Origin of the sequence: Streptomyces sp. NPDC021020, from assembly GCF_044333285.1 — a bacterium.
Classification (GTDB): domain Bacteria; phylum Actinomycetota; class Actinomycetes; order Streptomycetales; family Streptomycetaceae; genus Actinacidiphila.
Genome location: NZ_JBIRQQ010000002.1, coordinates 219,342 through 243,162 on the forward strand (window position 1 = coordinate 219,342; position 23,821 = coordinate 243,162).

A 23,821-nucleotide genomic window follows, 5' to 3' on the forward strand; every position below is an offset into this window, starting at 1 on the left:
TCGCCGGACGCCCTCGACAGCACCGGGGCTGGGGAGCCCGCCGTCCGCGCGGAAGCGGCACCCGCGCCGCCGTCCCCGGCCGCCACCTCGCGCGCGCCCGCGGGCACGCACGGCGGCCCCGCGGGCGCAGCCCCCTACGTATCCACCCCGCCGGACGGCGAGACACCTGAGAAACGGGAGAAGGCGCACATGACAGCACAGCCGCGGCCGGAGGGGACGGCCATCGTGCTCGACGGCGTCACCAAGGTGTACGGGGAGGTGCGCGCGCTCGACGACGTGTCGCTGACCGTCGCGCAGGGGGAGTTCTTCGGGATCCTCGGGCCCAACGGGGCCGGGAAGACCACCCTCGTGGAGATCGTCGAGGGCATGCGCAAGGCCGACGCGGGCACCGTGAGCGTCTTCGGGACGAGCCCCTGGCCGCGCAACACCGCGCTGCTGCGCCGGATCGGCGTCCAGACGCAGACCTCCGCGTTCTTCACCCGGCTCACCGCGTGGGAGCACCTGGAGACCGTCGCCGCGCTGCACGGCGCCGACCGGGCCGCCGCCCGGCACGCCCTGGAGCTGGTCGGCCTGACGGGCAAGCAGCGCAGCCGGGTCGACGACCTGTCGGGCGGCCAGCGGCAGCGCCTCGCGCTCGCCACCGCGCTGGTGCACCAGCCGGACCTGATCTTCCTCGACGAGCCGACCGCCGCCCTCGACCCCGAGGCCCGCCGGTCGCTGTGGGCGGTGCTGCGCGACCTGCGCGGCGAGGGCCGCACCATCGTCTACACCACCCACTACCTCGACGAGGCCGAGGCGCTGTGCGACCGGGTCGCGATCGTCACGGGCGGCCGGATCGTCGCGCTGGACAGCCCCGGCGCGCTCATCCGCTCGATGGCCGCGCCCGCCCGGCTGCTCGTGCCCGCCGGGCGGATCACCGTGGAGCAGGCGCGCGGCGTCGAGGGCGCCGAGCGGGTGCTCGTGGAGGGCGGCGAGGTCGTCATCGAGACGCACCACGCCAACCGCACGCTGGTCGCGCTCGCCGCGCTGGTCGACATGGACGCGATCCAGACCAGGACGGCGACGCTGGAGGACGCCTACCTGCGGCTGACGGCGAGCCCGCCGCCCGCCGCCGAGCCCGCGGCCCCGGACGACGCACGGGCCGCGCAGACCGCCGCGGCGGGAACGGAGCAGCGCCGATGACCGCCACCCCCACCCTGGCCGCGAAGGACGGCGCCGCACCCGCGGCGGTGCCGGGCGCGTACCGGACGCTCACCAAGGCCGCCTTCCTGGCCTCGGTACGCGACCGCACCACCGTCTTCTTCACCTTCGCCTTCCCGCTGGTCTTCCTCGTCGTCTTCGGCCTGCTCTTCCGCGGCCAGTCCGTCAACGGCGACCTGCCGTACATCAACTACGTGGCGCCCGGCGTGCTCGCGTGGGGCGTCGGCAACGCGGCGCTCTTCGGCCCGGCGTTCGCGCTCATGCACTGGCGCCGCGACGACATCCTGCGGCTCATCTGGCGCACCCCGACACCGCTGCCCACGGTGCTGGGCTCGCGGCTGCTGGTCGCGATCGGGGTCGGCCTGACGCAGGCGGTGCTCTTCACCGCGGTCGCGCTGCTGCCCTTCTTCGGCCTGCACCTGGACGGCAGTTGGCCGCTCGCGCTGCCGCTGCTGGTCTTCGGGGTCACGGCCTTCCTCGCGCTCGGGCTGGTTGTCGGCAGCCTCGCCGACACCCCCGAGGCGGTCGCCGCCGTCGCCAACTGCGTGATGGTGCCGATGGCGTTCCTGTCCGGCGCGTTCTACCCGGCCGACCTGCTGCCCGGCTGGATCCGCACCGCCTCCTGGGTGCTGCCGCTGCGCTACCTCGACGACGGCTTGACCGACGTGCTCGCCGGGCGCGCCTCGCTGGGGTCGCTCGCGATCGACTGCGGCGGCCTGCTCGCCTTCACCGTCGTCTTCGGGCTCATCGCCGCCCGCATCTTCCGCTGGAGCAACCGGACATGACGACCGAGACCGCCGAACGCCCCGCCCCCGCCACCGTGTTGCCGCCGCTGGAGGCCGCGGCCGCGGACCTGGAGGCGCGCCTGACCGCCCGCGCCGCCGCGGCGGGCCTGCCCGTGCCCCGTGTCGCCGCCGTCGGCGGGCACGACCTGCTGCGCCCCGAGCCCCCGCAGGCCGCCGCCGTCCGCGCCGCCGCGACCGTCCACCTCACCGCGGACGCCGTCCTCGTCGGCCCGTGGGGCGGCGCCCCGGAGCACACCGCGTGCGGCTGCTGCCTGGCCATCCGCTGGCAGCGGCTGCGCACCCGCACCGAACGCGAGGCCCTGGAGACCGGCCAGGCCCGCTCGGCCGCGGGCGCCTGGCCGGTGCTGCCCGACTGGACCGTCGACGCGGTGGCCGCGCTCTGCGCGGCGGTGCGCGAGCGTGCCACGGGCGGCCCCAACCCGCCCGCGCCGCCGGGCGTTTCGGACCCGGCAATCGGCGCGGCGCCACGGTCCGGCGATTCCGCACCGGTCGCGGCAGCGGCGGCCAACGCGGCCCCGGCGCAGACGCGTACGCCCGTCGTCCCCGGCGCCGCACTGCCGCAGGTCACCCGGCTGGACCTGGAGACCGGGCAGGTCAGCACCGTCCCGCTGCTGGCCGACCCGCTCTGCCCGCACGCGCCCCATGGCGCGGCCCCCGGCGGGCAACCCATCGGCGCCGCCGACGACTTCGACGGCTTCCCCGCCTCCCGCCCCAAGCCCGGCCCCGACCGCTACCGGCTGCGGGGGCCCGGCGCGTACGAACTGCCCTTCGCCGCGCTCGCCAACCCCGTGTGCGGCGTGCTCGGCGCGGGCACCTGGAGCGACGTCACCTCGCCCACCACCGCGCCCGTCGCGGGCAGCGTCTTCATGCGCGGCTACGCGGGCCTCACCGACGTGACGTGGAGCGGCCAGTCGCACTCCTTCGCCGCCAGCCGCGACCTCGCCTTCCTGGAGGGCCTGGAGCGCTACGCGGGCACCCACCGCCGGGCCCGCGGCGGCGTGGTCACCGACTCGTACGCGAACCTCGGCGAGCGCGCGCTCGACCCGCGCGACTGCGGGCTCTACGCGCCCGAGACCTACCGCGACGACCCGATGATCGCGCCCTTCGACCCCGAGCGCCCCATCCCGTGGGTGCAGGGCTGGTCGCTGCGCGACGACCGGCCCGTGCTCGTGCCCGCCCGGCTCGTCTACTACAGCGCGGGCACCTCCGCCGACCACTTCGTCTTCGAGTGCTCCAACGGCTGCGCCACCGGCAGCTGCCTGGAGGAGGCGGTGCTCTTCGGCCTGCTCGAACTCGTCGAGCGCGACGCCTTCCTGCTCGGCTGGTACGGCAACGCGCCGCTCACCGAGATCGACCTCGGCGCGTGCGCCGACCCGGTGCTGCGCGCGATGACCGACCGCGCCGCGCTGTGCGGCTACGACGTGCACGCCTTCGACAACCGCATCGACCTGGCCGTCCCCGTCGTCACGGGCCTGGCCGTGCGCCGCGACGGCGGCCCCGGCACGTACGCCTTCGCGGCGGGCGCCGCCTTCGACCCGGAGACCGCGATCGAGGCGGCGGTGTCGGAGATCCTCACGTATCTCCCGCACCTGCCGCGGCAGGTGGCCGAGCGCCCGGCCGAACTCGACGCCATGGCCGACGACTTCGGACTCGTACGGCGGCTGCCGGACCACGCGGCGCTCTTCGGGCTGCCGCGCACGGCCGAGTACGTCCGCAGCTACCTGGAGCCGCCGCGCGTCCGCACGCCCGGCGAGCTGTACGCGGAGTGGGAGGAGCGGCGCCCGCGCGGCCTGGACCTGCGCGAGGATGTGCGCTGGCTCACCGCCGAACTCGCCGCCGCGGGCTGCGACGTGATCGTGGTCGACCAGACCGCGCCCGAGCAGCGCGCGATGGGGCTGCGCACGGTGTGCACGATCGCCCCCAGGCTGCTGCCGATCGACTTCGGCTGGGCGCGGCAGCGCGCCCTGACGATGCCGCGGCTGCTGACCGCCCAGCGGCGGGGCGGGCTGCGCGCCGACGACCTGCCCGCAGCCGCGGTACGCCGGGTGCCGCACCCCTTCCCGTGAGCCCGCGGGAGCGCGGAACGCACGACCGCTCCGCCACCCTGACGCAGCGGGTGGCGGAGCGGCGGACGACGAGGAAGCCGTCAGGCGGTGCAGGAGGTGGTGCTGGTGGTGCTGGAGCACGTGCTGGTGCTGGAGCAGCTGGTCGAGGAGCCGAGCATGACCTCGCTGGCGTCCGAGTAGTCGGTGATCTCGAAGGTCTCGGACTCCAGCTCCAGGATCTCCTGGGCCAGCGACGCGAGCGGCGTGTCCTGCTTGGCGATCGCCATGGTGACTCCCTCTTCTCGGCGGGGGACGCGGCCCGGAACGGACCGGCCGACCCTTTTCTACGCGCGTCCACTGACCGATCCGCTGTCCTGCCGCTGTCACTCCGCTGTCACGCCCGTCCCCCGAGGAGCACCTGATGCCGAACGGCCCGCTGCCCGCGCCGCCGAGCGTCCCCGCGGCCGGAGTGCCGCGCGAGGTCCTGGCCCGCGCCGCCGAGCTGTACGTAGCGCTGCACCGCGACCCCGAGCTGTCGGGGGCGGAGGAGCGGACAGCGGCGCGGTTCGCCGCCGCGCTGCGCGGCGCGGGCCTTGACGTCGCGGCCGGCGTCGGCGGGCACGGCGTGGTCGGCGTGCTGCACAACGGCCCGGGCCCCGTCGTCATGCTGCGCGCCGAACTCGACGCGCTGCCCGTACGCGAGGCCACCGGGCTGCCGTACGCCAGCGAGGCCACCGCGCCCGGCCCGGACGGCGGCACCCTCCCCGTCATGCACGCGTGCGGCCACGACGCGCACCTGGCTGCCCTCGCCGGTGCCGCCGAAACCCTCGCGGCCGGGGCCGACGGCTGGCGCGGCACGCTGCTCGCGGTGGGGCAGCCCGCGGAGGAGACGCTCAGCGGCGCCGCCGCCATGCTCGGCGACGGGCTCTACACGCGCTTCCCGGCCCCCTCCGCGGTCCTCGCCCAGCACCTCGTGCCGCTGCCCGCGGGCATGGTCGCGCACGCCGAAGGGCCGCTGCTCGCGGGCAGCGTGACGCTCCGGGTGGTCCTGCACGGCCGCGGCGGGCACGCCGGGGCGCCGCAGCTCGCCGCCGACCCGGTGATCACCGCGGCCGCGGTCGTGCTGCGGCTCCAGACGGTCGTCTCCCGCGAGGCCGCGCCCGGCGAACCGCTCGTGGTCACCGTGGGCTCGCTGCGCGCGGGCGCCCCCGGCGCGGGCAACGTCATCGCCGACCGGGCGACCCTGGAGGTCACCGTACGGGCCTTCGGCGAGGCGGCCCTTGACCGCGCGGTCGCGGCCGTGCGGCGCATCGTCCTCGCCGAGGCGGCCGCGGGCCCCGAACCGGCGCCCCCGGAGCCGGACTTCACCGTCCTGAGCCGCTCGTCCGCCACCGTCCCGGACCCCGGCCTGACCGCCGCCGTACGCGCCGCCCACCACACCGCCTTCGGCCCGCACCGCGTCACCCGCTGGCAACCCTCCCTCGCCACCGAGGACTTCGCCCTCTACGGCGAGGCGGGCCGCGCCCTGCACGGCGTCCCCGGCATCCGCACCGCCTACTGGATGCTCGGCGCGACCGGCCCCCGCACCTGGTCCGAAGCCCCCGGCCCGACCCCGGCATCCCGCCTCGCGTCCCTCCCCCCCAACCACTCCCCGCACTTCGCCCCCCACCCGCGGCTGACCCTGGAGACGGGCATCACGGCCCTGACTGCCGCCGCGCACACGGCACTTGACACCCCCTAGAGCGCGTGCCGCACCCACACGTTGGGCTCGACGTAGACGGCGTGGCCGTGGGTCATGTCGCAGTGGACGGGCGACAGCGCGCCCGGGACGACCACGTCGCCGTCGCGGTCGAAGGGCAGGCCCGTCCAGGCGCGCCACTGGGGGAGGGAGCCGCTGACGGTCATGGAGGCCGGGGCGACCTTCTCGACGGTGCCGCCCGCCTTGACGTGGACGCGCAGCCAGGGGTCCGCGGGGAGGCCGTCGTCGCGGGTGCGGCGGATGTACTCGGCCATCGGGACGTGGGGGTGCAGGTGCTTGGCGTTGGGGCGTACGGGTGCCAGCAGCGAGCGGTGGCCCTGCCGGGCGACGGCCTGGCGCATCGCGTCGAGCATTTGGTAGGACAGGCCGCGGCCCAGGTAGTCCTGGTCGAGGGTGATCTCCAGCGCGCTCGCGACCGTGGTGGGGGTGCCGGTGGCGCGGTCGCGCACCGCCCAGCCCAGTACACGGTCCCAGCCCTGGTCGGGCAGCTCCTCGCGGCCGTCCAGCTCGGCGTTGAAGGGGACGCTGAGGCCGCGGGCCACCACGCGGTCGCCGTCCGTCGCGACGACGCAGTAGTCCGGGAAGTCGTGCACCACGCGGCCCAGCAGCGAGCCCGCCAGCAGGTCGTGCCCGGTGAAGACCGGCCAGGTGTCGGCGATCTCGTAGACGCGGGCGGCCAGGTGCGGGCGGTCGGCGATCCGGGTGACGGTGAGGGCGTCGGTGTCGTTCATGCCGTCGATCCTGGCAGGCTCCCGCGGACGGCCCGACCCGCCCCCACCTGCGGGAAGCCGCGGCCGTACGGCGTCGCGTAGGGTCTCGCCCGACACCGCCGACGGAGGAGGGGACCGGTGCGACTGAGGCTGGAGTTCACGACCGAGCCGTTCGACCTGGACGTGCCGCCGCCGCACGCCGTGGTGGCGCGGGAGGTGGTGGAGGGCGGGACGCTGGAGGGCGTCGAGGTAGGGCCGTTCGGCAACACCGCGGAGGGGGCCGCCGAGGAGGTGGTCGCCGCTGTCGCCGAGCTGCTGCACAGGACCCTCGCCGCCGGGGCGACCCGGATATCGCTCCAGGTCAGCACGCTGCCCGAGGGCGGGGCGTGAGCGGCGCCGAGGGGCCCGAACACCCCTTCGCGCGGGCCGTGGAGCCGCTCGTGGCCGCGATGGGCGGCGAGCTGCTCGCCCCGGCGGACGCGCGGGCCGACGACGTCGTGCTGAGCTGGGAGGGCGCGCCCGTCGTCGCCGTACGGCTGCCGCACCTGGCGGACTCCCTCGACCACCTGCTCGCCGACCTGCGCCGCCGCCACGGCCGCCCGCTCGCCGAGCTGGGCCGCAAGGAGAAGCAGCAGGTCGTGCGGCAGTTGGAGGAGCGCGGCGCGTTCGTCGTCCGGCACGGCGTGGAGACCGTCGCGGCCGCCCTCGGCGTCAGCCGCTTCACCGTCTACAACTACCTCAACCGGGAGGGCCCGGCCCCGGCGCCGCCCGCCGAGGGGCCGTGAGAGCGAGTCGTAACCGGAAGTTTTCAACAAAATGTTGACGCCCCTTCACGGCGGCTCCTAGCGTGCCCGTGTGACCTCCCGCACCCCGCCGGGGCTCTCCCGGCTCAACCAGGCCGACGCGGCCGCCGCCGCGGCCCTGCTGCGCGAGGTGTGCGCGAGCGCCGCGTGGTGCGCGCAGGTGGCCGCCGGGCGGCCGTACGCGCACGCCGACGAGCTGTTCGCGGCGAGCGACGCGGCCATGTCCCGGCTGACCGCCGCCGACCTGCGCGAGGCGATGGCCGCGCACCCGCCGATCGGACGGCCCGCGCCCGGTGACGCCGCCTCGGCCCGGGAGCAGTCGGGCGTGGCGGCGGAGGAGCGCGCCGAGCTGCTGGAACTGGGCGCGGCCTACCGGAAGGCGCACGGCCATGTCTTCCTGATCTGCGCCACCGGCGCGTCGGGCGACCGGATACGGGCCGCGCTGCGCGAACGTACCGGCAACGACGAGGCCACCGAACGCGAGATCGTCCGCACCGAACTGGGGAAGATCAACCGCATCAGACTCGGCAGGCTCGCGGCCGCCCCGCAGGAGGACGCCCCATGACCGACCGCCCCGCCACCGTCTCCACCCACGTCCTGGACACCGCCGCGGGCCGCCCCGCCGCGGACGTGCCCGTCACGCTCTCGGCGCGCGCGGGCGCGGACGCCCCCTGGACGGAGCTGGCCACCGCCGCGACCGGTCCGGACGGCCGCTGCACGGGCCTGCCCGCGCTGCCCGCGGGCACCACCCACGCCCGGCTCGCCTTCGACACCGCCGGGTACGCCGCGCCCGGCGCCGCCTTCTTCCCCGAGGTCGCGGTGGCCTTCGCCGTCACCCCGGGCGAGCACTTCCACGTACCGCTGCTGCTCAGTCCGTTCGGCTACTCCGTATACCGAGGGAGCTAGCGAGATGCCCACGACGCTCGGCCAGACCCAGTACGGCAAGGCGGAGACGCGCGTCGTGCGCGTCACCCGCGACGGCGGCACCCACCACCTGAAGGACCTCAACGTCTCGGTCGCGCTGTCCGGCGCGATGGAGGCCGTCCACCTGTCCGGCTCCAACGCCGCCGTGCTGCCCACCGACACCATGAAGAACACGGTGCTGGCCTTCGCCAAGAAGTACGGCATCGCCTCCGCCGAGGACTTCGGCCTGCTGCTGGCCCGGCATTTCGTCACCGCGCAGACGTCCATCCACCACGCCCGGATACGCGTCGAGGAATACGCCTGGGAGCGCGCCCCGGGCGACTCCGGCCACTCCTTCGTACGCCGCGGCGGCGAGGTGCGCACCGCGGAGGTCGCCTTCGACGGCGAGCGGTGCCAGGTCGTGGCCGGGCTCACCGGCCTGGTGGTGCTCAACTCCACCGACTCGGAATTCTGGGGCTTCGCCCGCGACCCGTACACCACCCTGCCCGAGACCCGCGACCGCGTCCTCGCCACCGAGGTCGACGCCCGCTGGCGCTACGCCTGGAGCGGCGGGGACGCCCCGGCCCCGGCGTGGGACGACGCCTGGGCCCGCGCCCGCGGCGACCTGCTCGCGGCCTTCGCGGGCACGTACTCGTACTCGCTCCAGCAGACGCTGTACGCGATGGGCTCCCGGGTCGTCGAGAACAGCACGGCGGACGCCGCGGTCGACGAGGTGCGGCTGTCGCTGCCGAACAAGCACCACTTCCTCGCCGACCTCGCGCCCTTCGGCCTGGCCAACGACGACGAGGTGTACTTCGCCGCCGACCGCCCCTACGGGCTCATCGAGGGCACGGTGCTGCGCGACGGCGCCGAGGCCCGCCTCCCGGTCACCGGCTGACCGGCCCGCACAACGGAAAGGGGCCCTCATGCCCGCAGCAGAGCGCGTCGTCATCGAGAACTGCGCCGTCGCCACCGTGGACGCCGCGGACACCGAGTACGCGGTGGGCCACGTCGTCGTCGCGGACGGCGTGATCGAGGCCGTCGGCGCGGGTCCCGCGCCCGCCGGGGCGGCCGAGGGCGCGGCCCGCCGTGTCGACGGCACCGGGCACCTCGTGACGCCCGGCCTGGTCAACACCCACCACCACTTCTACCAGTGGCTCACCCGCGGCATGGCCCAGGACAGCAACCTCTTCGACTGGCTCGTGGAGCTGTACCCGGTGTGGGCGCGGATCGACGAGGACATCGTCCACGCGGGCGCCGCCGGGTCGCTCGCGATGATGGCCCGCGGCGGTGTGACCACCGCGACGGACCACCACTACGTCTTCCCGCGCGGCACCGGCGACCTGCTCGGTGCGGAGATCCGGGCCGCCGCCGAGACCGGCGTGCGCTTCACCGCCGCGCGCGGCTCCATGGACCGCGGCACGAGCGACGGCGGGCTCCCGCCGGATTTCGCCGTGGAGTCCACCGACGCGGCGCTGAAGGCCACCGAGGCCGCGATCGACACCCACCACGACCCGTCGTTCGGCTCGATGCTGCACATCGCCGTCGCCCCCTGCTCGCCCTTCTCGGTGTCGACCCGGCTGATGACCGAGGCCGCGGAACTGGCCCGCCGCAAGGGCGTACGGCTGCACACGCACGGCAGCGAGACGGTGCAGGAGGAGGAGTTCTGCCACGAGCTGTTCGGCATGGGCCCCACCGACTACTTCGAGTCCACCGGCTGGCTCGGCGCGGACGTGTGGATGGCGCACTGCGTGCACATGAACGACGCCGACATCGCCGCCTTCGCCCGCACCGGCACCGGTGTCGCGCACTGCCCGTCCTCCAACGCCCGGCTCGCCGCCGGGATCGCCCGGGTGCCCGCGATGCTCGCCGCCGGGGTGCCGGTCGGCCTCGGCGTGGACGGCACCGCCTCCAACGAGTCCGGCGAGCTGCACACCGAGCTGCGCAACGCCCTGCTGGTGGCCAGGCTCGGCGCGGGCGAGAAGGCGCTCACCGCCCGCCAGGCGCTGCGGCTGGCCACCGTGGGCGGGGCGCAGGTGCTGGGCCGCGCCGCCGAGATCGGCTCGCTGGAGACCGGCAAGCTCGCCGACCTGGTGCTGTGGAAGCTGGACGGGCTCGGCCACGCGTCGATCGCCGACCCGGTGGCCGCGCTGGTGCTGGGGGCCCCGGCCCCCGTCACGCTGTCGCTGGTGGGCGGCGAGGCCGTCGTCGAGCAGGGCAGGCTGACCCGGGTCGACGAGGAGCAGGTCGCCCGGCTGACCCGCGTCCAGGCCCGCCGTCTCGCGGAACGGGCGGGCCTGGCGTAGGGGTAGGGCGGCTCAGTCCGCGAGCTGCCGGTAGGCGGGCAGCGTCAGGAACTCGACGTAGTCGCGGTCCAGCGCGAGCCGCAGCAGCAGCTCGTGCGCCTCCTCCCAGCGGCCCGCCGCGAAGGCGTCCTCGCCGAGGTCCGCGCGGATCGCCGCGAGGTCGTCGGCGGCGACCTCGCGCACCAGTTCCGGGGTCACCTTCTGCCCGTCGTCCAGCACCACCCCGGCGTTGACCCACTGCCAGATCTGCGAGCGGGAGATCTCGGCGGTGGCCGCGTCCTCCATGAGGTTGAAGATCGCGACCGCGCCCATGCCGCGCAGCCACGCCTCGATGTAGCGCACGCCCACCTGCACCGCGTTGTGCAGCCCCGCGGCGGTCGGGCGGGCGTCCAGCGAGGCGATGTCGATGAGCTGGGCGGCCGTCACGCGCACGTCCTCGCGCAGCCGGTCCTTCTGGTGCGGGCGGTCGCCGAGCACGGCGTCGAAGGACGCGCGGGCGATCGGCACGAGGTCGGGGTGGGCGACCCAGGAGCCGTCGAAGCCGTCGGCGGCCTCCCGGTCCTTGTCCGCCCGGACCTTCTCGAACGCCGTCGCGTTGACCTCCGGGTCGCGCCGCGAGGGGATGAACGCCGCCATGCCGCCGATCGCGTGCGCGCCGCGCTTGTGGCAGGTGTGCACCAGCAGTTCGGTGTAGGCGCGCATGAAGGGCGCGGTCATGGTGACCGCGGCGCGGTCGGGCAGCACGAAGCGCTCGCCGCCGTCGCGGAAGTTCTTCACGATCGAGAAGAGGTAGTCCCAGCGGCCCGCGTTGAGCCCGGAGGCGTGGTCGCGCAGCTCGTAGAGGATCTCCTCCATCTCGTACGCCGCGGTGATCGTCTCGATCAGGACGGTCGCGCGGACCGTGCCGTACGGGATGCCGAGCGCGTCCTGCGCGTAGGTGAACACGTCGTTCCACAGCCGGGCTTCGAGGTGCGACTCGGTCTTGGGCAGGTAGAAGTACGGGCCCTTGCCGAGGTCGAGGAGCCGCTGCGCGTTGTGGAAGAAGTACAGCCCGAAGTCGACGAGCGCGCCCGGCACCGGCTCGCCGTCCACGGTCAGATGCCGCTCGTCCAGATGCCAGCCGCGCGGCCGCACCACCACGGTGGCCAGCTCCTCGGCCGGGCGCAGCGCGTAGGACTTCCCCTCGGGGGTGGTGAAGTCGATGCGCCGCGCGTAGGCGTCGGTCAGGTTGAGCTGGCCGCCGACGACGTTGGTCCAGGTGGGGGCGGAGGCGTCCTCGAAGTCGGCGAGCCAGATGCGGGCGCCGGAGTTGAGCGCGTTGACCGTCATCCTGCGGTCGGTGGGCCCGGTGATCTCGACCCGGCGGTCCTCCAGCGCGGGCGGCGCGGGCGCCACCCGCCAGCTGTCGTCCTCGCGGACGTGCGCGGTCTCCGGCAGGAAGTCGAGCGTCGCGGTGCGGGCGATCTCCGCGCGCCGGGCGGCGCGCAGCGCGAGCAGCTCGGCGCGCCGCGGGGCGAAGCGGCGGTGCAGCCCGGCGAGGAACTCCAGCGCCGCGGGCGTCAGCACCTCCTCCTGACGCGGCACGGCGTGCCCGCCGGTCCCGGTGACGACGGCGGCTGCGGACGGCGGTGTCGGTGCGGACATGCGGTCGGTTCCTCCTGGACTGGGCCGGTGGCCGCACGGCGGTTGGCTTGCGCCGGGGAGACCGGTGTCGGGTGGATCTTCTGCATGGCGAAGCATAGTTTTCGCACTGCGGAAGCTCAATGCCATCCCGGCGGGGGCTGGAGCCACGCGTGCCCCGCCGCGGCGGGGGTACGGCCTGGCGGGGGCCGCGCCGCCCGGGGGTGGGGTACGGCCGGTGGGGGCCGCGCCGCCCGCGGCGGGGGTACGGCTTGGCGGGGGTCAGGGCCACGGGGGTGGGTACGGCCGGTGGGGCCTGCGTCACGGGTGGCCCGGTGCCGCCGGGGGCGGGATGTGGCGTGGCCCCGGGGCGGGGCCTGGAGGGGGCGGCGCCGTGGTGCTGGGGTAGGGCCCGGTGGGGCCCCGCGCCGCGGGGGGGAGTGCGCCCCGGCGAGGCCCGGCGCCGCGGGGGGCGCGGTAGGGCCTGTGCCGCGGGAGGCCCGGCGCCGCCGGGGCGGGAGGGGCGCGGTCTGGGGTGGGCCCGGTGGGCGCCTGCGCCGCGGGGGTGGGGTTGGGCCCGGTCGGGGCCTGCGCCGCAGGAGGTCCGGTGCCGCCGGGGGTGGGATGTGGCGTGGTTCGGGGTGGGGCCCGCCGGGGGGCCGCGCCCGCCCGGGGCGGGACGTGGCGGTGCCCGACGCAGCCCGGGTGGGGCCTGGCGGCGTGCGGCAGGGGCTCGCGTCCAGCGGACGGGGGTCTTGGGCACGTCCGGGGCGTGATGCGGTCCCGCGGGGCTCGGCCGCTTCGCCCGCGGGGGCGGCTACCGTCCGGCAGGGGTGCGGCGCCGCTCGGCGGGGCCGGCTGCCGGGGCGGGGCCCGGTGCCGTCCGGGCCGGGGCCTGGCGGTCCGGTGCGCCTGGTGCCGTCCGGGGGGAGACTCAACGTTGTTCCGTGCGGGGCCCGGGCGGGGCCAGGAGGTGGAGGTCGGCGGGGGTGTCGATGTCCGCGGGGTCCGCGACGGCCGCGCAGTCGACCAGCAGCGTCTGCTCGGCGTGCTCGCGCAGGTACGCCCGCGCGCCGCTGTCGCCCGTCGCGCTCGCCGCGACCCCGGACCAGCGGGCCGCGCCGATCAGCACCGGGTGGCCGCGCCGCTCCCCGTACACCGCCGACACCAGCGCCGAGAGCAGGTCCTCGCCCGCGCGGGCGGCCGCCACCACGCGCGCCACCGCCGCCGCGCCCACGCCCGGCTGGTCGACCAGCGCGACGACGACCGCGGCGGGCCGCGGCCGGGCCGCCGCGAGCGAGGCCAGGCCCGCGCGCAGCGATGTGCTCATGCCGTCCGCCCAGTGCGGGTTGTCCACCGCCACGCAGCCCGGGAGCCGCGCCTCGGCCCGTACCCGCTCCGCGCCCGCGCCCAGCACCACGTGCACCGGCCCGCAGCCACCCGCCCGCAGCGCCTCGGCCGCGTGCTCGACCAGCGGCCGCCCGCGGTGGGCCAGCAGCGCCTTCGGGCGGCCGCCGAGCCGCCGCCCGCCGCCGGCCGCGAGCAGCAGGCCGGCCACCTCGCCGTGAGAGTCCATGACTCCTGCATACCGCGCCCGGCGTGCGTCCGAACGGGTTCCGGCCGCCCCCGCTGCTTCCGGTATCGTCTGGCCACGGGCCGGGAGGGGCGGCACCAGCGTCGCACGGCCCGGCCGGCGCCCGCGCCGGCGGGCTTGTCCGCGTAGGCCCGAGGAACGGGGACTGATGGGCGCTCAGCACACCGGGGGTCACGCCGCCCCCGGGTACCCCGGCCACCCGGGGCCGCTGTATCAGCCGCTCACGCCGGACGATCCGGCCGTGATCGGCGGGCACCGCGTCGCCGCCCGGCTCGGCGTCGGCTCGCTCGGCCCGGTCTACCTCGCGTACGCGCCCGCGGGCCACCCCGTCGCCCTCACCGCGGTCCGGCCCGAACTCGCCGCCCGCGCCGGTTTCGCCGCCGCCTTCGAGCACGACGTCCAGGCCGTACGCCGGGTGAGCGGCGCCTACACGGTGCCGGTGCTCGGCAGCGGGCACGACGGCGCGCGCTACTGGCTCGCCGCCGGGTACGTTCCCGCGCTGTCGCTGCACGCCGCCGTCAGCGACACCGGGCGGCCGCTGCCCGTGCCGACGGTGCTGCGGCTGGTCGCCGGGGTCGCGGAGGCGCTGCGCGCGGTCCACCACGCGGGCGTCGTGCACGCCGGGCTGGGCCCCGGCACGGTGCTGCTCGCCGCGGACGGGCCGCGCGTCACCGGTTACGGCGTGACGCGCGCCGCCGCCGACGCGCCCGGCATCCCCGCCTTCTCCTCGCCGGAGCAGGCCGCGGACAAGGCGCCCGTGCCCGCGACCGACGTCTTCGCGCTCGGCCAGCTCGCCGCGTACGCCGCGATCGGGACCGCGCCCTTCGACCCGGACACCGGCCGCAAGCTCACCGAGGAGCCCGATCTCAACGAACTCCCCGGCGAGCTGCGGGAGATCGTGACCCGCTGCCTCATCAAGGACCCGGCGCTGCGGCCCTCGCCCTCGCAGGTCGTCGCGATGTGCGCGCAGGCGGGGCACGGCCGCCGTCCCGACCCCTGGCTCCCCGTCCCCCTCCAGACCCTCCTGACCCTCCCCCCGCCCCTCCCGCCTCTCCCACCGCCGGGCACCTGGCCGACGCCGCCGAACCCGGCCACGGGGGGCGCCCCCGTCCCCCCGGCCCCCTCCGCGGAGGCGGGGGTTGCGCAGGGGGCGACGCCCGCTGGAGGCGCTGCCGTGCCGCCGGGTGCGACGCCTGCCGGGGGCGTTGCCGTGCCGCTTCCGCCGGGTGCGACGCCTGCAGGCGGGGTGGCCGTACCGGCGGGGGCGACGCCTGCCGGTGGCGTCGCCGTACCGCCGCAGCCGGCCGCGCCCGCCGGGGGTGTGCCCGTGCCGCCGCAGTCGGCCGTACCGCCAGGTCCGCCGGTCGTGCCGCTTCCGCCGGGTGCGACGCCCGCGGGCGGGGTGGCCGTACCGCCGGATGCGGCTGCGCCGAACACAGCTGGTGGCGTCGCCGTACCGCCGCAGTCGGCCGTACCGCCGGGCACGGCTCCCGCGGGGGGCGCGCCGGTGCCGCCGGTCGCACCGGGTGCGACGCCCGCCGGTGGTGTCGCGGTACCGCCGCAACCGCCCGCGCCCGCCGGGAGCGTCGCCGTACCGCCGCAGTTGACCGTGCTGCCGGGCGTGACGCCCGTCGGTGGTGCGCCGGTGCCGCCCGCGCCGCCGGTCGCGCCGGGTGCGACCCCCGCCGGCGGCGTTGCCATGCCGCCGCAGCCGTCCGCGCCCGCCGCGGGCTTCGCGGCGCCGCCGCAACCGCCCGTACCCACGCCCGCCGCCGGCGTCACCGTGCCGCCGCAGCCACCCGTACCGCCGGGTGCGACCCCCGCCGCCGGCGTCACCGTGCCGCCGCAGCCGCCCGTACCGCCGGGCGCGACACCCGCGCACGGCGTGCCGGTGTTCGTGCCGCCGTCCGCGGGGCACAAGCGGCGCGGGGGCGGGCCCGCGGTGTGGGTCGCGCTCGCGGCCGCGGTCGCCGGCGGCTTCATCGTGGCCGGCCGCCTCGACGGCGACGGGTCCGCGGACCACTCGTCCGCCTCCGCCGTGCCGCACTCCACCGCCACCTCGCCCGCGCCCGGCGGCGGGGCGGCGAGCCCGAGCCCCAGCCCGAGCCCGACCGGCGACGCGCCCGCGCCGGGCGGCGACGCGCAGCGGGACTACCTCGCGGTCACGCTGCACGCGGGCCAGGGGCTGGACCTCACCGCCGACCCTCTGCGCCTCCAGGAGGGCGCGGACAGCGGCACGTTCGGCTACGACGGCACCGGCGACGCCCTGGTCGCCGCGCCCTCCCGGAGCTCCCTCGTGCTGCTCTCCCCGCAGGATCCCGGCACGCGCGAGCAGTGCAGCGTCACACCGCGCGGCGGGGCGGTCCAGGTGCTCCCGCGGACCGGGCTCGTCCAGGAGTCGCGGCTGTGCGTGGTCGGCACGGACGGCACCGTCGCCCTGGTGACGGTCAGGAGCCTGTCCCCGGCCACCGGCCCGGACGGGTACGCGACCTTCGACCTGTCGGTGTGGCCCGCGCAGCGACTTTGACGCATCTTTCGCCGACCGTGTGGCGCAATTGCGGTACAGGGCGTTTACTGATCGACCCCGGTACCCGAGAGGCGGAATCGGTGGGGCAAGAGGTACGCGCGAGGCAGGGGCGAATGTTTGTGGGGGAGACGCGTGTGGTCAAAGGAGACCGCAGCGAAGGTCCCGTACGGCCGGCGGTCGGCGGTGACGTGTCGTTACGTACCGCGGTGACCCGCCTTGAGCGGGAAGTCGCCGAATACCGCCGTTTCTTACCCGACCGGGCGGTCGCGGAGGAGGAGCTGGCCGAGCTGGACCGGCAGGCCGGCGGCGGCACCCCGGCGCCCGAGCAATTGCGCCAGTCTCTGCTGCTGATCGCGGCGGCCCTCGGCTCGGTGAGCGCGCTCGCCGCCCCGGTGGCGGCGCTGCGCGAGGCGGTGGAGCAGGAGCTGAACCGGCAGCTGGCGCAGCCCGTCCCGGCCAGGCCGCGCCTCCCGCGCTAGGTCGCGCCTCCCGCGCCGCTGAGCGCCGCCCCGAGCCCGCGCGCCGCGGCGTGCAGGACGGGCACGATCTTCTCCGTCGCCGCGTCGGTGACACGGGCCGCCGGGCCCGAGACGGAGATCGCGGCGGACGCCGGGGATCCCGGCACGCTCACCGCCAGGCACCGCACCCCGGTCTCCTGCTCGCCGTCGTCGACGGCGTAGCCGGCGGCCCGGACGCGCTCCAGCTCGGCGAGGAAGGCCTCGGGCTCGGTGATGGTGGCGTCGGTCGCGGCGGGCATACCGGTACGCGCCAGCAGCGCGCGGACCTCCGCGGCGGGCAGCCCGGCGAGCAGCGCCTTGCCGACACCCGTGGAGTGCGGCAGCACCCGCCGCCCGACCTCGGTGAACATCCGCATCGAGTGCCGGGAGGGCACCTGCGCGACGTAGACGACCTCGTCGCCGTCCAGCAGCGCCATGTTGGCGGTCTCGCCGGTCGCCTCGACCAGCTCGGCCAGGTACGGCCGGGCCCAGGTGCCGAGCAGCCGCGCGGACGTCTCGCCGAGCCGGATGAGCCGCGGGCCGAGCGCGTAGCGGCGGTTGGGCTGCCGGCGGACGTAACCCCCGGCGAGCAGGGTGCGCATCAGCCGGTGGATGGTGGGCAGCGGCAGCCCGCTCGCGGCGGACAGCTCGCTCAGACCGAGTTCGCCGCCCGCGTCGGCCAGCCGCTCCAGCAGCCCGAAGGCCCGTTCGAGGGACTGGACGCTCCCGGTGCGCTCCGCAGGCACGTGCGGTCCCCTCTGGTCGACACCGGCGGTGCGGCCGGTCGTGGAAGGCGTTTTTCGCTGTGCGGAATCCTACCGCCCTTGACGGCCGGGCCGAGGGCTCTCCACCATGTCGGTCAGCAGCGTCGACAGGGTCGTTGGCGACGTGTCCCCGCCCCGCCGCAACTCGCCCCCGGAGGCTGCCCGTTGGACGCCGAACACGCCGAGCCCGCCGCACGTACCGAGCCCGCAGCCCCCGATCTGGTGCTGCGCTCCACCCGCGTCGTCACCCCCGAGGGTGAGCGCCCGGCGACCGTGGCCGTACGCGGCGGGGTGATCACCGCGGTGCTCGCGCACGACGCGCCCCTGCCGCCCGGCGTAACCGTCCACGACCTCGGGACGGACGTGCTGCTCCCGGGCCTGGTCGACACCCATGTGCACATCAACGACCCCGGCCGCAGCGAGTGGGAGGGCTTCGCGACGGCCACCGCCGCCGCCGTCGCGGGCGGTGTCACGACGCTCGTCGACATGCCGCTCAACAGCCTGCCGCCCACCACGACGGCCGCCCACTTGGAGGTCAAACGCGCCGCCGCACGCGGCCGGTTGCACGCCGACGTCGGCTTCTGGGGCGGCGCGGTCCCCGGCAACACCGCCGACCTGCGGCCGCTGCACGACGCGGGCGTCTTCGGCTTCAAGTGCTTCCTGCTCCCGTCGGGCGTGGACGAATTCCCGCCGCTGTCCCCGGCGGAGCTGTCCGCCGCGCTCGCCGAGATCGCCGGCTTCGGCGGGCTGCTGATCGTGCACGCCGAGGACCCCGCGGTGATCGGCGGCGCGCCGCAGCAACCGGGCCCGCGCTACGCCGACTTCCTCGCCTCCCGGCCGCCCGCCGCCGAGGAGCGCGCGGTCGAGGGCCTGGTGGAGCTGGCCGCGCGGCTCGGCGCCCGTGTGCACGTCCTGCACCTGTCGTCGGCCTCCGCGCTGCCGCTGATCGCCGCGGCGCGCGGCGCGGGTGTGCCGGTGAGCGCCGAGACCTGCCCGCACTTCCTGACCCTGACGGCCGAGGAAGTCCCGGACGGCGCAACGGAGTTCAAGTGCTGCCCGCCGATCAGGGAGGCCGCCAACCGGGACGCGCTGTGGGCCGCGCTCGCCGACGGCACGATCGGCAGCGTCGTCTCCGACCACTCGCCCTGCACGCTCGCCCTCAAGCGCCGCGACACCGGTGACTTCGCCGAGGCCTGGGGCGGCATCTCCTCGCTCCAACTGGGCCTGTCCGCGGTGTGGACCGAGGCGCGCCGCCGCGGCCACACCCTCGGTGACGTCGCCCGCTGGATGGCGGCCGGGCCCGCGGCGCTCGCCGGGCTCGCCGCCAAGGGCGCCGTCGCGCCCGGCCGGGACGCCGACTTCGCGGTGCTCGACCCGGACGCCGTCTTCACCGTCGACCCCGTCCGGCTGCACCACCGCAACCCCGTCACCGCCTACGCCGGCCGCACCCTGCACGGCGTGGTGCGCGAGACCTGGCTGCGCGGCCGCCGGGTCGCGTCCGGCGGCTCCCCGGTGGGCGCCCCGGCCGGCCGGCTGCTGGCCCGGGAACCCGGAAAGGGGTGACGCACCGGCGGGACCGGTGACGTCACCCCTCGCGGGTACAGCGGGGTCAGGCGGCGCGGCGCGCCTTGCGGTGGTGCGCCGCGATGATCTCGGCGTACCGTCGGCCGCTGCCCTTGATGGTGCGCTTCTGGGTGGTGTAGTCGACGTGGACGAGGCCGAAGCGCTTGTCGTAGCCGTACGCCCACTCGAAGTTGTCCAGCAGCGACCAGGCGTAGTAGCCGGCCAGCGGCACCCCGCGGCGGACCGCGCGGGCGCAGGCGGCGAGGTGCTCCTCCAGGTACTGCGTGCGCTCCGGGTCGTCGACCTGGCCGTCGGCGCCGACCGTGTCGCGGTAGGCGGAGCCGTTCTCGGTGACGAAGATCTTCCGCGCGCCGTACTCCTCGTGCAGCCGGACCAGCAGCTGCTCCAGGCCGTCCGCGTTGACCTCCCAGTCCATCGCGGTGCGGCGCACGCCCGGCAGGTACACCGACTTGGCGTGCGGTGCGGGGCCGGTCGGGTCGTCGGCGATGACGTTGCGGAAGTAGTAGTTCAGGCCCAGCCAGTCCAGCGGCGCCGCGATGGACTCCAGGTCGCCGTCCTTGACGGGCAGTTCGACCCCGTAGTGCTCGACCATGTCCTGCGGGTAGCCGCGGCCGTGGATCGGGTCGAGCCACCAGCGGTTGGTGTGGCCGTCGGCCCGGCGAGCCGCCGCGACGTCCGCCTCCCGGTCGGTGGCCGGCTCGCACGGGCTGAGGTTGTTGACGATGCCGACCTGGACGTCGGAGTGCGCCGCCCGCAGCGCCTGCACGGCCAGGCCGTGCCCGACGTGCAGGTGGTACGACGCGCGGACCGCCGCGGTCAGGTCCGTCCACCCGGGGGCCATGTTGCCCTCCAGGTGGCCGATCCAGGCCGAGCACAGCGGCTCGTTGAGCGTCGCCCAGTTCTTGACGCGGTCGCCCAGTGCCTGCGCGACCACGGCCGCGTAGTCGCCGAAACGTTCCGCCGTGTCACGCTCGGGCCAGCCGCCCCGGTCCTGCTGGGCCTGCGGGAGGTCCCAGTGGTAGAGGGTGGCGTTGGGGGTGATGCCCGCTTCCAGCAGGTCGTCGACCAGCTTGTCGTAGAAGGCGAGACCGGCCGCGTTGACCTCGCCGGAGCCCTGCGGGATGACGCGGGGCCAGGCGACGGAGAAGCGGTAGGCGTCCAGGCCGAGGGTCTTCATGAGACCGATGTCCTCGGCCGTGCGGTGGTAGTGGTCGCAGGCGACGTCGCCGGTGTCGCCGCCGTCGACCTTGCCGGGGGTGTGGGAGAAGGTGTCCCAGATGGACGGGGCCCGGCCGTCCTCGTCCGCGGCGCCTTCGATCTGGTAGGCGGCGGTGGCCGCGCCCCAGACGAAATCGGCGGGAAGAGCGCTCAGGTCGTTCACAAGCTGCCTTTCGGGAGGGGTCACTTGACCGCGCCGGCGGTGAGCCCGGCGACCAAGTAACGCTGGAGGAGCAGGAATCCGGCGACCACCGGCACGCTCACCACGATGGAGGCGGCCATGACCTGGTTCCAGTACACGTCGTTCTGGGTGGCGTACTCGCGCAGGCCGACCGCCAGTGTCCGGGTGGACTGGTTGGTCATGACCGACGCGAAGAGCACCTCACCCCAGGCCGTCATGAACGCGTACACGCTCACGGCGACGATGCCCGGCACGGCGGCCGGCACGACGACCTGGAACAGCGCACGGATCGGGCCGCAGCCGTCGACCTTCGCGGCCTCGTCGAGGTCGCGCGGGATCGAGTCGAAGTAGCCGGCCAGCATCCAGATGGAGAAGGGCAGCGAGAAGGTGAGGTAGGTGATGATGAGCCCGAGCCGGCTGCCGTTGAGCGTGATCCCCGTCGTGTTGCCGATGTTGACGAAGATCAGGTACAGCGGCAGCAGGAAGAGGATGCCCGGGAACATCTGGGTGGCCAGCACGGACACCGTGAAGACCTTGCGGCCCGCGAAGCGGTAGCGGCTCACCGCGTACGCCGCGAAGATCGCCAGCAGCACCGAGAAGACGGTCGCGCTCACACACACGATCAGCGAGTTCACGAAGTAGTGCGCGAGCGGGATGGTCTTCCAGATGTCCACGTACGGCTTGATCGTCAGGCTGTGGGGTATCCACTTGAAGGAGCCCTGCACGTCCTGGAGGTTCTTCAGGGACGAGCTGACCATCACGTACACGGGGATGAGCACGAAGGCCAGCAGGAGCGTCAGCACGACACGCCGGGTCCACAGGAAGGACTTCGGCTGCGCCATCGGGGACGGCTGCTCGGAGAACCGGGACTTAGACATCGCTCTCGCTCCTTCCCCTGGACGTGACCAGCAGGTAGATCGCGGTCACCACGAGCAGGAAGAGCAGCAGGAGCACCGACATGGCCGAGCCCGAACCGAAGTTCCAGTTGATGAACGACGACTGGTAGATGTGGATGGAGATCAGGTCCGCCTGGTGCGGCGGGTTCTGGCCGAACATCACGAACGGCGTGTTGAAGTCGTTGAACGTCCACAGGAACAGCACCAGCACGATCACCTGGTTGACCGGCCGCAGGGCCGGCATGGTGATCTTGCGGATCTGCTGCCAGACCCCGGCGCCGTCCATGGAGGCGGCCTCGTACAGCTCGCGCGGGACGTTCTGCAGACCGGCCATCAGCGCCAGGAAGGCGAACGGCCAGGACTTCCACACCGATACGATCACCATCGACCAGAAGGCGTTGTCGCCCAGCAGCCAGAAGGACTTGCTGGAGGTGACGTGCAGCTGGTCGTGCAGGACGTGGTTCACCAGACCGGTGTCGTGCTGGAACATGAAGGTCCAGGTGATCAGCGCCGCGTACGCCGGGAGCGCGTACGGCACCAGGAAGACCGTGCGGATCAGGCCGCGGCCGCGGAACTTGTCCTGGAGCAGGATCGCGGCGGTGACGCCGAGCAGCCAGGACAGCGCGACCGACAGCAGTGTGTAGGAGAGCGTCACCCAGAACGAGTGCAGCAGCTCCTGGCCGATCGGCTGGTGGATCTTGACGGCGGCCTTGTAGTTGTCGAAGCCGTCCCAGGGCGCCTTGTTCCAGTGGTGGATGTAGAACAGGGTGAGGTTCTTGAAGCTGATCATGATGCCGAAGACCATCGGCACGATGTGGATCAGCAACTCGACCAGGACGGCGGGGAGAAGGATCAGGTACGGGAGTCCGCCGCGGCGGATGCGTTCGATGACACGCGGCCGCAGCCGGCCGCCGGCAGCGGATTTCCCGCTGTCGGGGCCGGCTTCGGGCACGCGCCTCGGGGGGGCGGTGGCAGTCATGGAGGAGGGCCGGTCCTTACGACGTCGGCATCTGCTGCTGCGCGTGCTGCAGCGCAGCCTTGACGGAGTCGTCCGTGACCGGCTTGCCGGCGGCGGCGTCGGCGAACAGGCCCTTGACGGCGGGGCCGACGAGGTTCTCGAACTGGCTTTCGTTGGCGACCTGCGGCAGCGGGGCGGCCGACTTCTGCAGCACCTGGCCCAGGACCTTCAGGTCCGGGGTCTGGAAGGCCGGGTCGCTCTGCGCCTCGATGACCGGCGGGATCGACTGGTACTTGCTGTTGAGCACCTTCTGCTCGTCGGTGCTGGTCATGAACTTCACGAAGGCCTCCGAGGCCTCCTTGTGCTTGGTGTCGTTGAAGATGGCGATGTTGATACCGGCCACCATCGACGTCACGCCCGCGTCACCGGTGGCGCCCGCGGTCTGCGTCGGGACCGGCACCACGCCGTACTCGTCGGGCTTCATGCCGTGCGAGGCGATGCTCGCGGCGGCCGTCTGCCACATCATCATCGCGGCCTTGCCGGTCGCGAAGTCGGTGATCGTCTGGTTCTGGTCGTACTCGGCGTCGCCCTTCGCCGCAACCTTGTTGGCCGCGATGAAGTCGATGTACTGCTTGACCGCGGCGACCTGCTGCGGGCCCGTGAAGGTCGGGTTGCCCTTGTCGTCGAACCAGCTCGCGCCGCGCTGCTTGGCGAGCACGAAGATGTGGTGGATGTTCTCGGCGCCGTTCGCGCCCTCGACCGCCAGGCCGTACTTGCCGTCCTTGGTGAGCTTGGTCGCGTCGCTGACCAGCTCGTCCCACGTGGTCGGCGGGTTCGCGATGCCGGCGTCGGCGAACAGCTTCTTGTTGTAGTACAGACCGTACGCCATCGAGTAGATCGGCACGGCGGCCGGGTCCTTGCCCTCCGCACCCGCCGAGGCGATGGCCGCGGGCGAGAAGCGGTCCTTGCCGCCGATGGTCTGGAAGGCGGCGTCGTCCCACGGCATGAGGGCGCCGGTGGCCTGGAGGGAGGCCGACCAGGTGTTGCCGATGTTGAGCACGTCCGGGCCCTGGCCGGAGGTGGCCGCCGCCAGGATCCGGTTGAGCAGGTCCGCCCAGCCGATGACCTCGACGTTGACCTTGATGCCGGTCTGCTGGGTGAACTTGGCCGTCTCGGTGGCCAGGGTCTTCTTGTCGGCGTCGATGCTGGTGCCCTGGTTGCTGGCCCAGTACGTGATCGTCTGGCCCTTCAGGCTGTCGCCCGAGGACTTGCTGCCGCCGCTGCTGCCGCTGCTGCTGTCGTCGTCGCCGCCACCACAGGCGGCGAGCGTGAGACCCAGCGCGGCCACGAGGGCGGTGGCCGCGACGAGTCTGCTGGAGGTGCTGGTGCGCATAACGGTTCCCTCTCAGGGGTGGGATCGCTTCAGGAAGTGAACAGCGCCTGTGCCTTA

General features: G+C 74.9%; 22 protein-coding genes. 13 read left to right on the top strand and 9 right to left on the bottom strand.

Annotated elements, in window-relative coordinates; translation table 11 throughout:
• The first annotated feature begins 189 nt into the window (after positions 1 to 189).
• The 3 genes from ACH4SL_RS05315 to ACH4SL_RS05325 are packed head-to-tail and all read left to right on the top strand — an operon-like array spanning position 190 to position 4,072.
• A complete protein-coding gene (locus ACH4SL_RS05315; RefSeq protein WP_398442683.1) occupies positions 190 to 1,182 on the top strand; it encodes an ABC transporter ATP-binding protein in 993 nt (330 codons plus the stop codon).
• A complete protein-coding gene (locus ACH4SL_RS05320) occupies positions 1,179 to 1,985 on the top strand; it encodes an ABC transporter permease (protein WP_398442066.1) in 807 nt (268 codons plus the stop codon). The genes ACH4SL_RS05315 and ACH4SL_RS05320 overlap by 4 nt, the downstream gene beginning before the upstream one ends.
• A complete protein-coding gene (locus ACH4SL_RS05325; RefSeq protein ID WP_398442067.1) occupies positions 1,982 to 4,072 on the top strand; it encodes a TOMM precursor leader peptide-binding protein in 2,091 nt (696 codons plus the stop codon). Before ACH4SL_RS05320 ends, ACH4SL_RS05325 begins: the two co-directional genes overlap by 4 nt.
• A gap of 80 nt (positions 4,073 to 4,152) precedes the next feature.
• Here ACH4SL_RS05325 and ACH4SL_RS05330 read toward each other — a convergent pair whose 3' ends face one another.
• Positions 4,153 to 4,338 carry a thiazolylpeptide-type bacteriocin gene (locus tag ACH4SL_RS05330; protein ID WP_167984304.1) on the bottom strand — a complete coding sequence of 62 codons (186 nt, stop codon included), beginning with the start codon at positions 4,336 to 4,338 and terminating at the stop codon, positions 4,153 to 4,155.
• Between the two features lie 134 nt (positions 4,339 to 4,472).
• On the opposite strand from ACH4SL_RS05330, the gene ACH4SL_RS05335 reads away from it, so the two are divergent.
• Entirely contained in the window at positions 4,473 to 5,792 is a 1,320-nt protein-coding gene (locus ACH4SL_RS05335; protein WP_398442068.1) for an amidohydrolase, read from the top strand.
• Here ACH4SL_RS05335 and ACH4SL_RS05340 read toward each other — a convergent pair.
• Positions 5,789 to 6,541, bottom strand: a complete 753-nt coding sequence (locus tag ACH4SL_RS05340) for an N-acetyltransferase (RefSeq protein WP_398442069.1) — start codon at positions 6,539 to 6,541, stop codon at positions 5,789 to 5,791. The genes ACH4SL_RS05335 and ACH4SL_RS05340 overlap by 4 nt on opposite strands.
• Before the next feature lie 117 nt (positions 6,542 to 6,658).
• On the opposite strand from ACH4SL_RS05340, the gene ACH4SL_RS05345 reads away from it, so the two are divergent.
• The 6 genes from ACH4SL_RS05345 to ACH4SL_RS05370 all read left to right on the top strand — a co-directional run bounded on the left by ACH4SL_RS05345 (position 6,659) and on the right by ACH4SL_RS05370 (position 10,532).
• Positions 6,659 to 6,910: a hypothetical protein gene (locus ACH4SL_RS05345; RefSeq protein ID WP_398442071.1), complete on the top strand. Its 252-nt coding sequence runs from the start codon at positions 6,659 to 6,661 to the stop codon at positions 6,908 to 6,910.
• A 59-nt stretch (positions 6,911 to 6,969) separates the two neighbouring features.
• Positions 6,970 to 7,305: a helix-turn-helix domain-containing protein gene (locus tag ACH4SL_RS05350; RefSeq protein WP_398442684.1), complete on the top strand. Its 336-nt coding sequence runs from the start codon at positions 6,970 to 6,972 to the stop codon at positions 7,303 to 7,305.
• Between the two features lie 70 nt (positions 7,306 to 7,375).
• Positions 7,376 to 7,888 carry a 2-oxo-4-hydroxy-4-carboxy-5-ureidoimidazoline decarboxylase gene (uraD, locus tag ACH4SL_RS05355; RefSeq protein ID WP_398442072.1) on the top strand — a complete coding sequence of 171 codons (513 nt, stop codon included), beginning with the start codon at positions 7,376 to 7,378 and terminating at the stop codon, positions 7,886 to 7,888.
• A complete protein-coding gene (gene uraH, locus ACH4SL_RS05360; protein WP_398442073.1) occupies positions 7,885 to 8,229 on the top strand; it encodes a hydroxyisourate hydrolase in 345 nt (114 codons plus the stop codon). The genes uraD and uraH overlap by 4 nt, the downstream gene beginning before the upstream one ends.
• 4 nt (positions 8,230 to 8,233) lie before the next feature.
• Positions 8,234 to 9,124, top strand: coding sequence for a factor-independent urate hydroxylase (gene pucL / locus ACH4SL_RS05365; protein WP_398442074.1), 891 nt, complete (start codon positions 8,234 to 8,236; stop codon positions 9,122 to 9,124).
• Positions 9,125 to 9,152: 28 nt separating this feature from the next.
• Complete coding sequence (locus ACH4SL_RS05370; RefSeq protein ID WP_398442075.1) at positions 9,153 to 10,532, top strand: 8-oxoguanine deaminase; 1,380 nt, start codon at positions 9,153 to 9,155, stop codon at positions 10,530 to 10,532.
• A gap of 12 nt (positions 10,533 to 10,544) precedes the next feature.
• On the opposite strand, the gene aceB is transcribed toward ACH4SL_RS05370, so the two are convergent.
• Entirely contained in the window at positions 10,545 to 12,176 is a 1,632-nt protein-coding gene (gene aceB, locus ACH4SL_RS05375) for a malate synthase A (RefSeq protein ID WP_398442076.1), read from the bottom strand.
• Between the two features lie 910 nt (positions 12,177 to 13,086).
• Positions 13,087 to 13,728: an NTP transferase domain-containing protein gene (locus tag ACH4SL_RS05380; RefSeq protein WP_398442077.1), complete on the bottom strand. Its 642-nt coding sequence runs from the start codon at positions 13,726 to 13,728 to the stop codon at positions 13,087 to 13,089.
• 259 nt (positions 13,729 to 13,987) lie between these two features.
• On the opposite strand from ACH4SL_RS05380, the gene ACH4SL_RS05385 reads away from it, so the two are divergent.
• Both ACH4SL_RS05385 and ACH4SL_RS05390 read left to right on the top strand, forming a co-directional pair.
• On the top strand, positions 13,988 to 16,273 hold the full coding sequence (locus ACH4SL_RS05385) for a protein kinase (RefSeq protein ID WP_398442078.1): 2,286 nt from the start codon (positions 13,988 to 13,990) through the stop codon (positions 16,271 to 16,273).
• Between the two features lie 113 nt (positions 16,274 to 16,386).
• Entirely contained in the window at positions 16,387 to 16,752 is a 366-nt protein-coding gene (locus tag ACH4SL_RS05390; protein WP_398442079.1) for a DUF5955 family protein, read from the top strand.
• On the opposite strand, the gene ACH4SL_RS05395 is transcribed toward ACH4SL_RS05390, so the two are convergent.
• Positions 16,749 to 17,516: an IclR family transcriptional regulator gene (locus ACH4SL_RS05395; protein ID WP_398442080.1), complete on the bottom strand. Its 768-nt coding sequence runs from the start codon at positions 17,514 to 17,516 to the stop codon at positions 16,749 to 16,751. The two genes, ACH4SL_RS05390 and ACH4SL_RS05395, sit on opposite strands and share 4 nt — an antisense overlap.
• A 183-nt stretch (positions 17,517 to 17,699) precedes the next feature.
• On the opposite strand from ACH4SL_RS05395, the gene allB reads away from it, so the two are divergent.
• Complete coding sequence (gene allB / locus ACH4SL_RS05400) at positions 17,700 to 19,097, top strand: allantoinase AllB (protein ID WP_398442081.1); 1,398 nt, start codon at positions 17,700 to 17,702, stop codon at positions 19,095 to 19,097.
• A 46-nt stretch (positions 19,098 to 19,143) separates the two neighbouring features.
• On the opposite strand, the gene ACH4SL_RS05405 is transcribed toward allB, so the two are convergent.
• Genes ACH4SL_RS05405 through ACH4SL_RS05420 form a run of 4 tightly spaced genes read right to left on the bottom strand, consistent with a single transcriptional unit; the run spans position 19,144 to position 23,764 of the window.
• A complete protein-coding gene (locus tag ACH4SL_RS05405) occupies positions 19,144 to 20,499 on the bottom strand; it encodes a GH1 family beta-glucosidase (protein WP_398442082.1) in 1,356 nt (451 codons plus the stop codon).
• A 20-nt stretch (positions 20,500 to 20,519) separates the two neighbouring features.
• Complete coding sequence (locus ACH4SL_RS05410) at positions 20,520 to 21,395, bottom strand: carbohydrate ABC transporter permease (protein WP_398442083.1); 876 nt, start codon at positions 21,393 to 21,395, stop codon at positions 20,520 to 20,522.
• On the bottom strand, positions 21,388 to 22,392 hold the full coding sequence (locus ACH4SL_RS05415) for a carbohydrate ABC transporter permease (protein ID WP_398442084.1): 1,005 nt from the start codon (positions 22,390 to 22,392) through the stop codon (positions 21,388 to 21,390). The genes ACH4SL_RS05410 and ACH4SL_RS05415 overlap by 8 nt, the downstream gene beginning before the upstream one ends.
• A 16-nt stretch (positions 22,393 to 22,408) precedes the next feature.
• Positions 22,409 to 23,764 (bottom strand): ABC transporter substrate-binding protein, encoded by a 1,356-nt coding sequence (locus ACH4SL_RS05420; RefSeq protein WP_398442085.1) that lies wholly within the window; start codon positions 23,762 to 23,764, stop codon positions 22,409 to 22,411.
• Between the last annotated feature and the right edge of the window lie 57 nt (positions 23,765 to 23,821).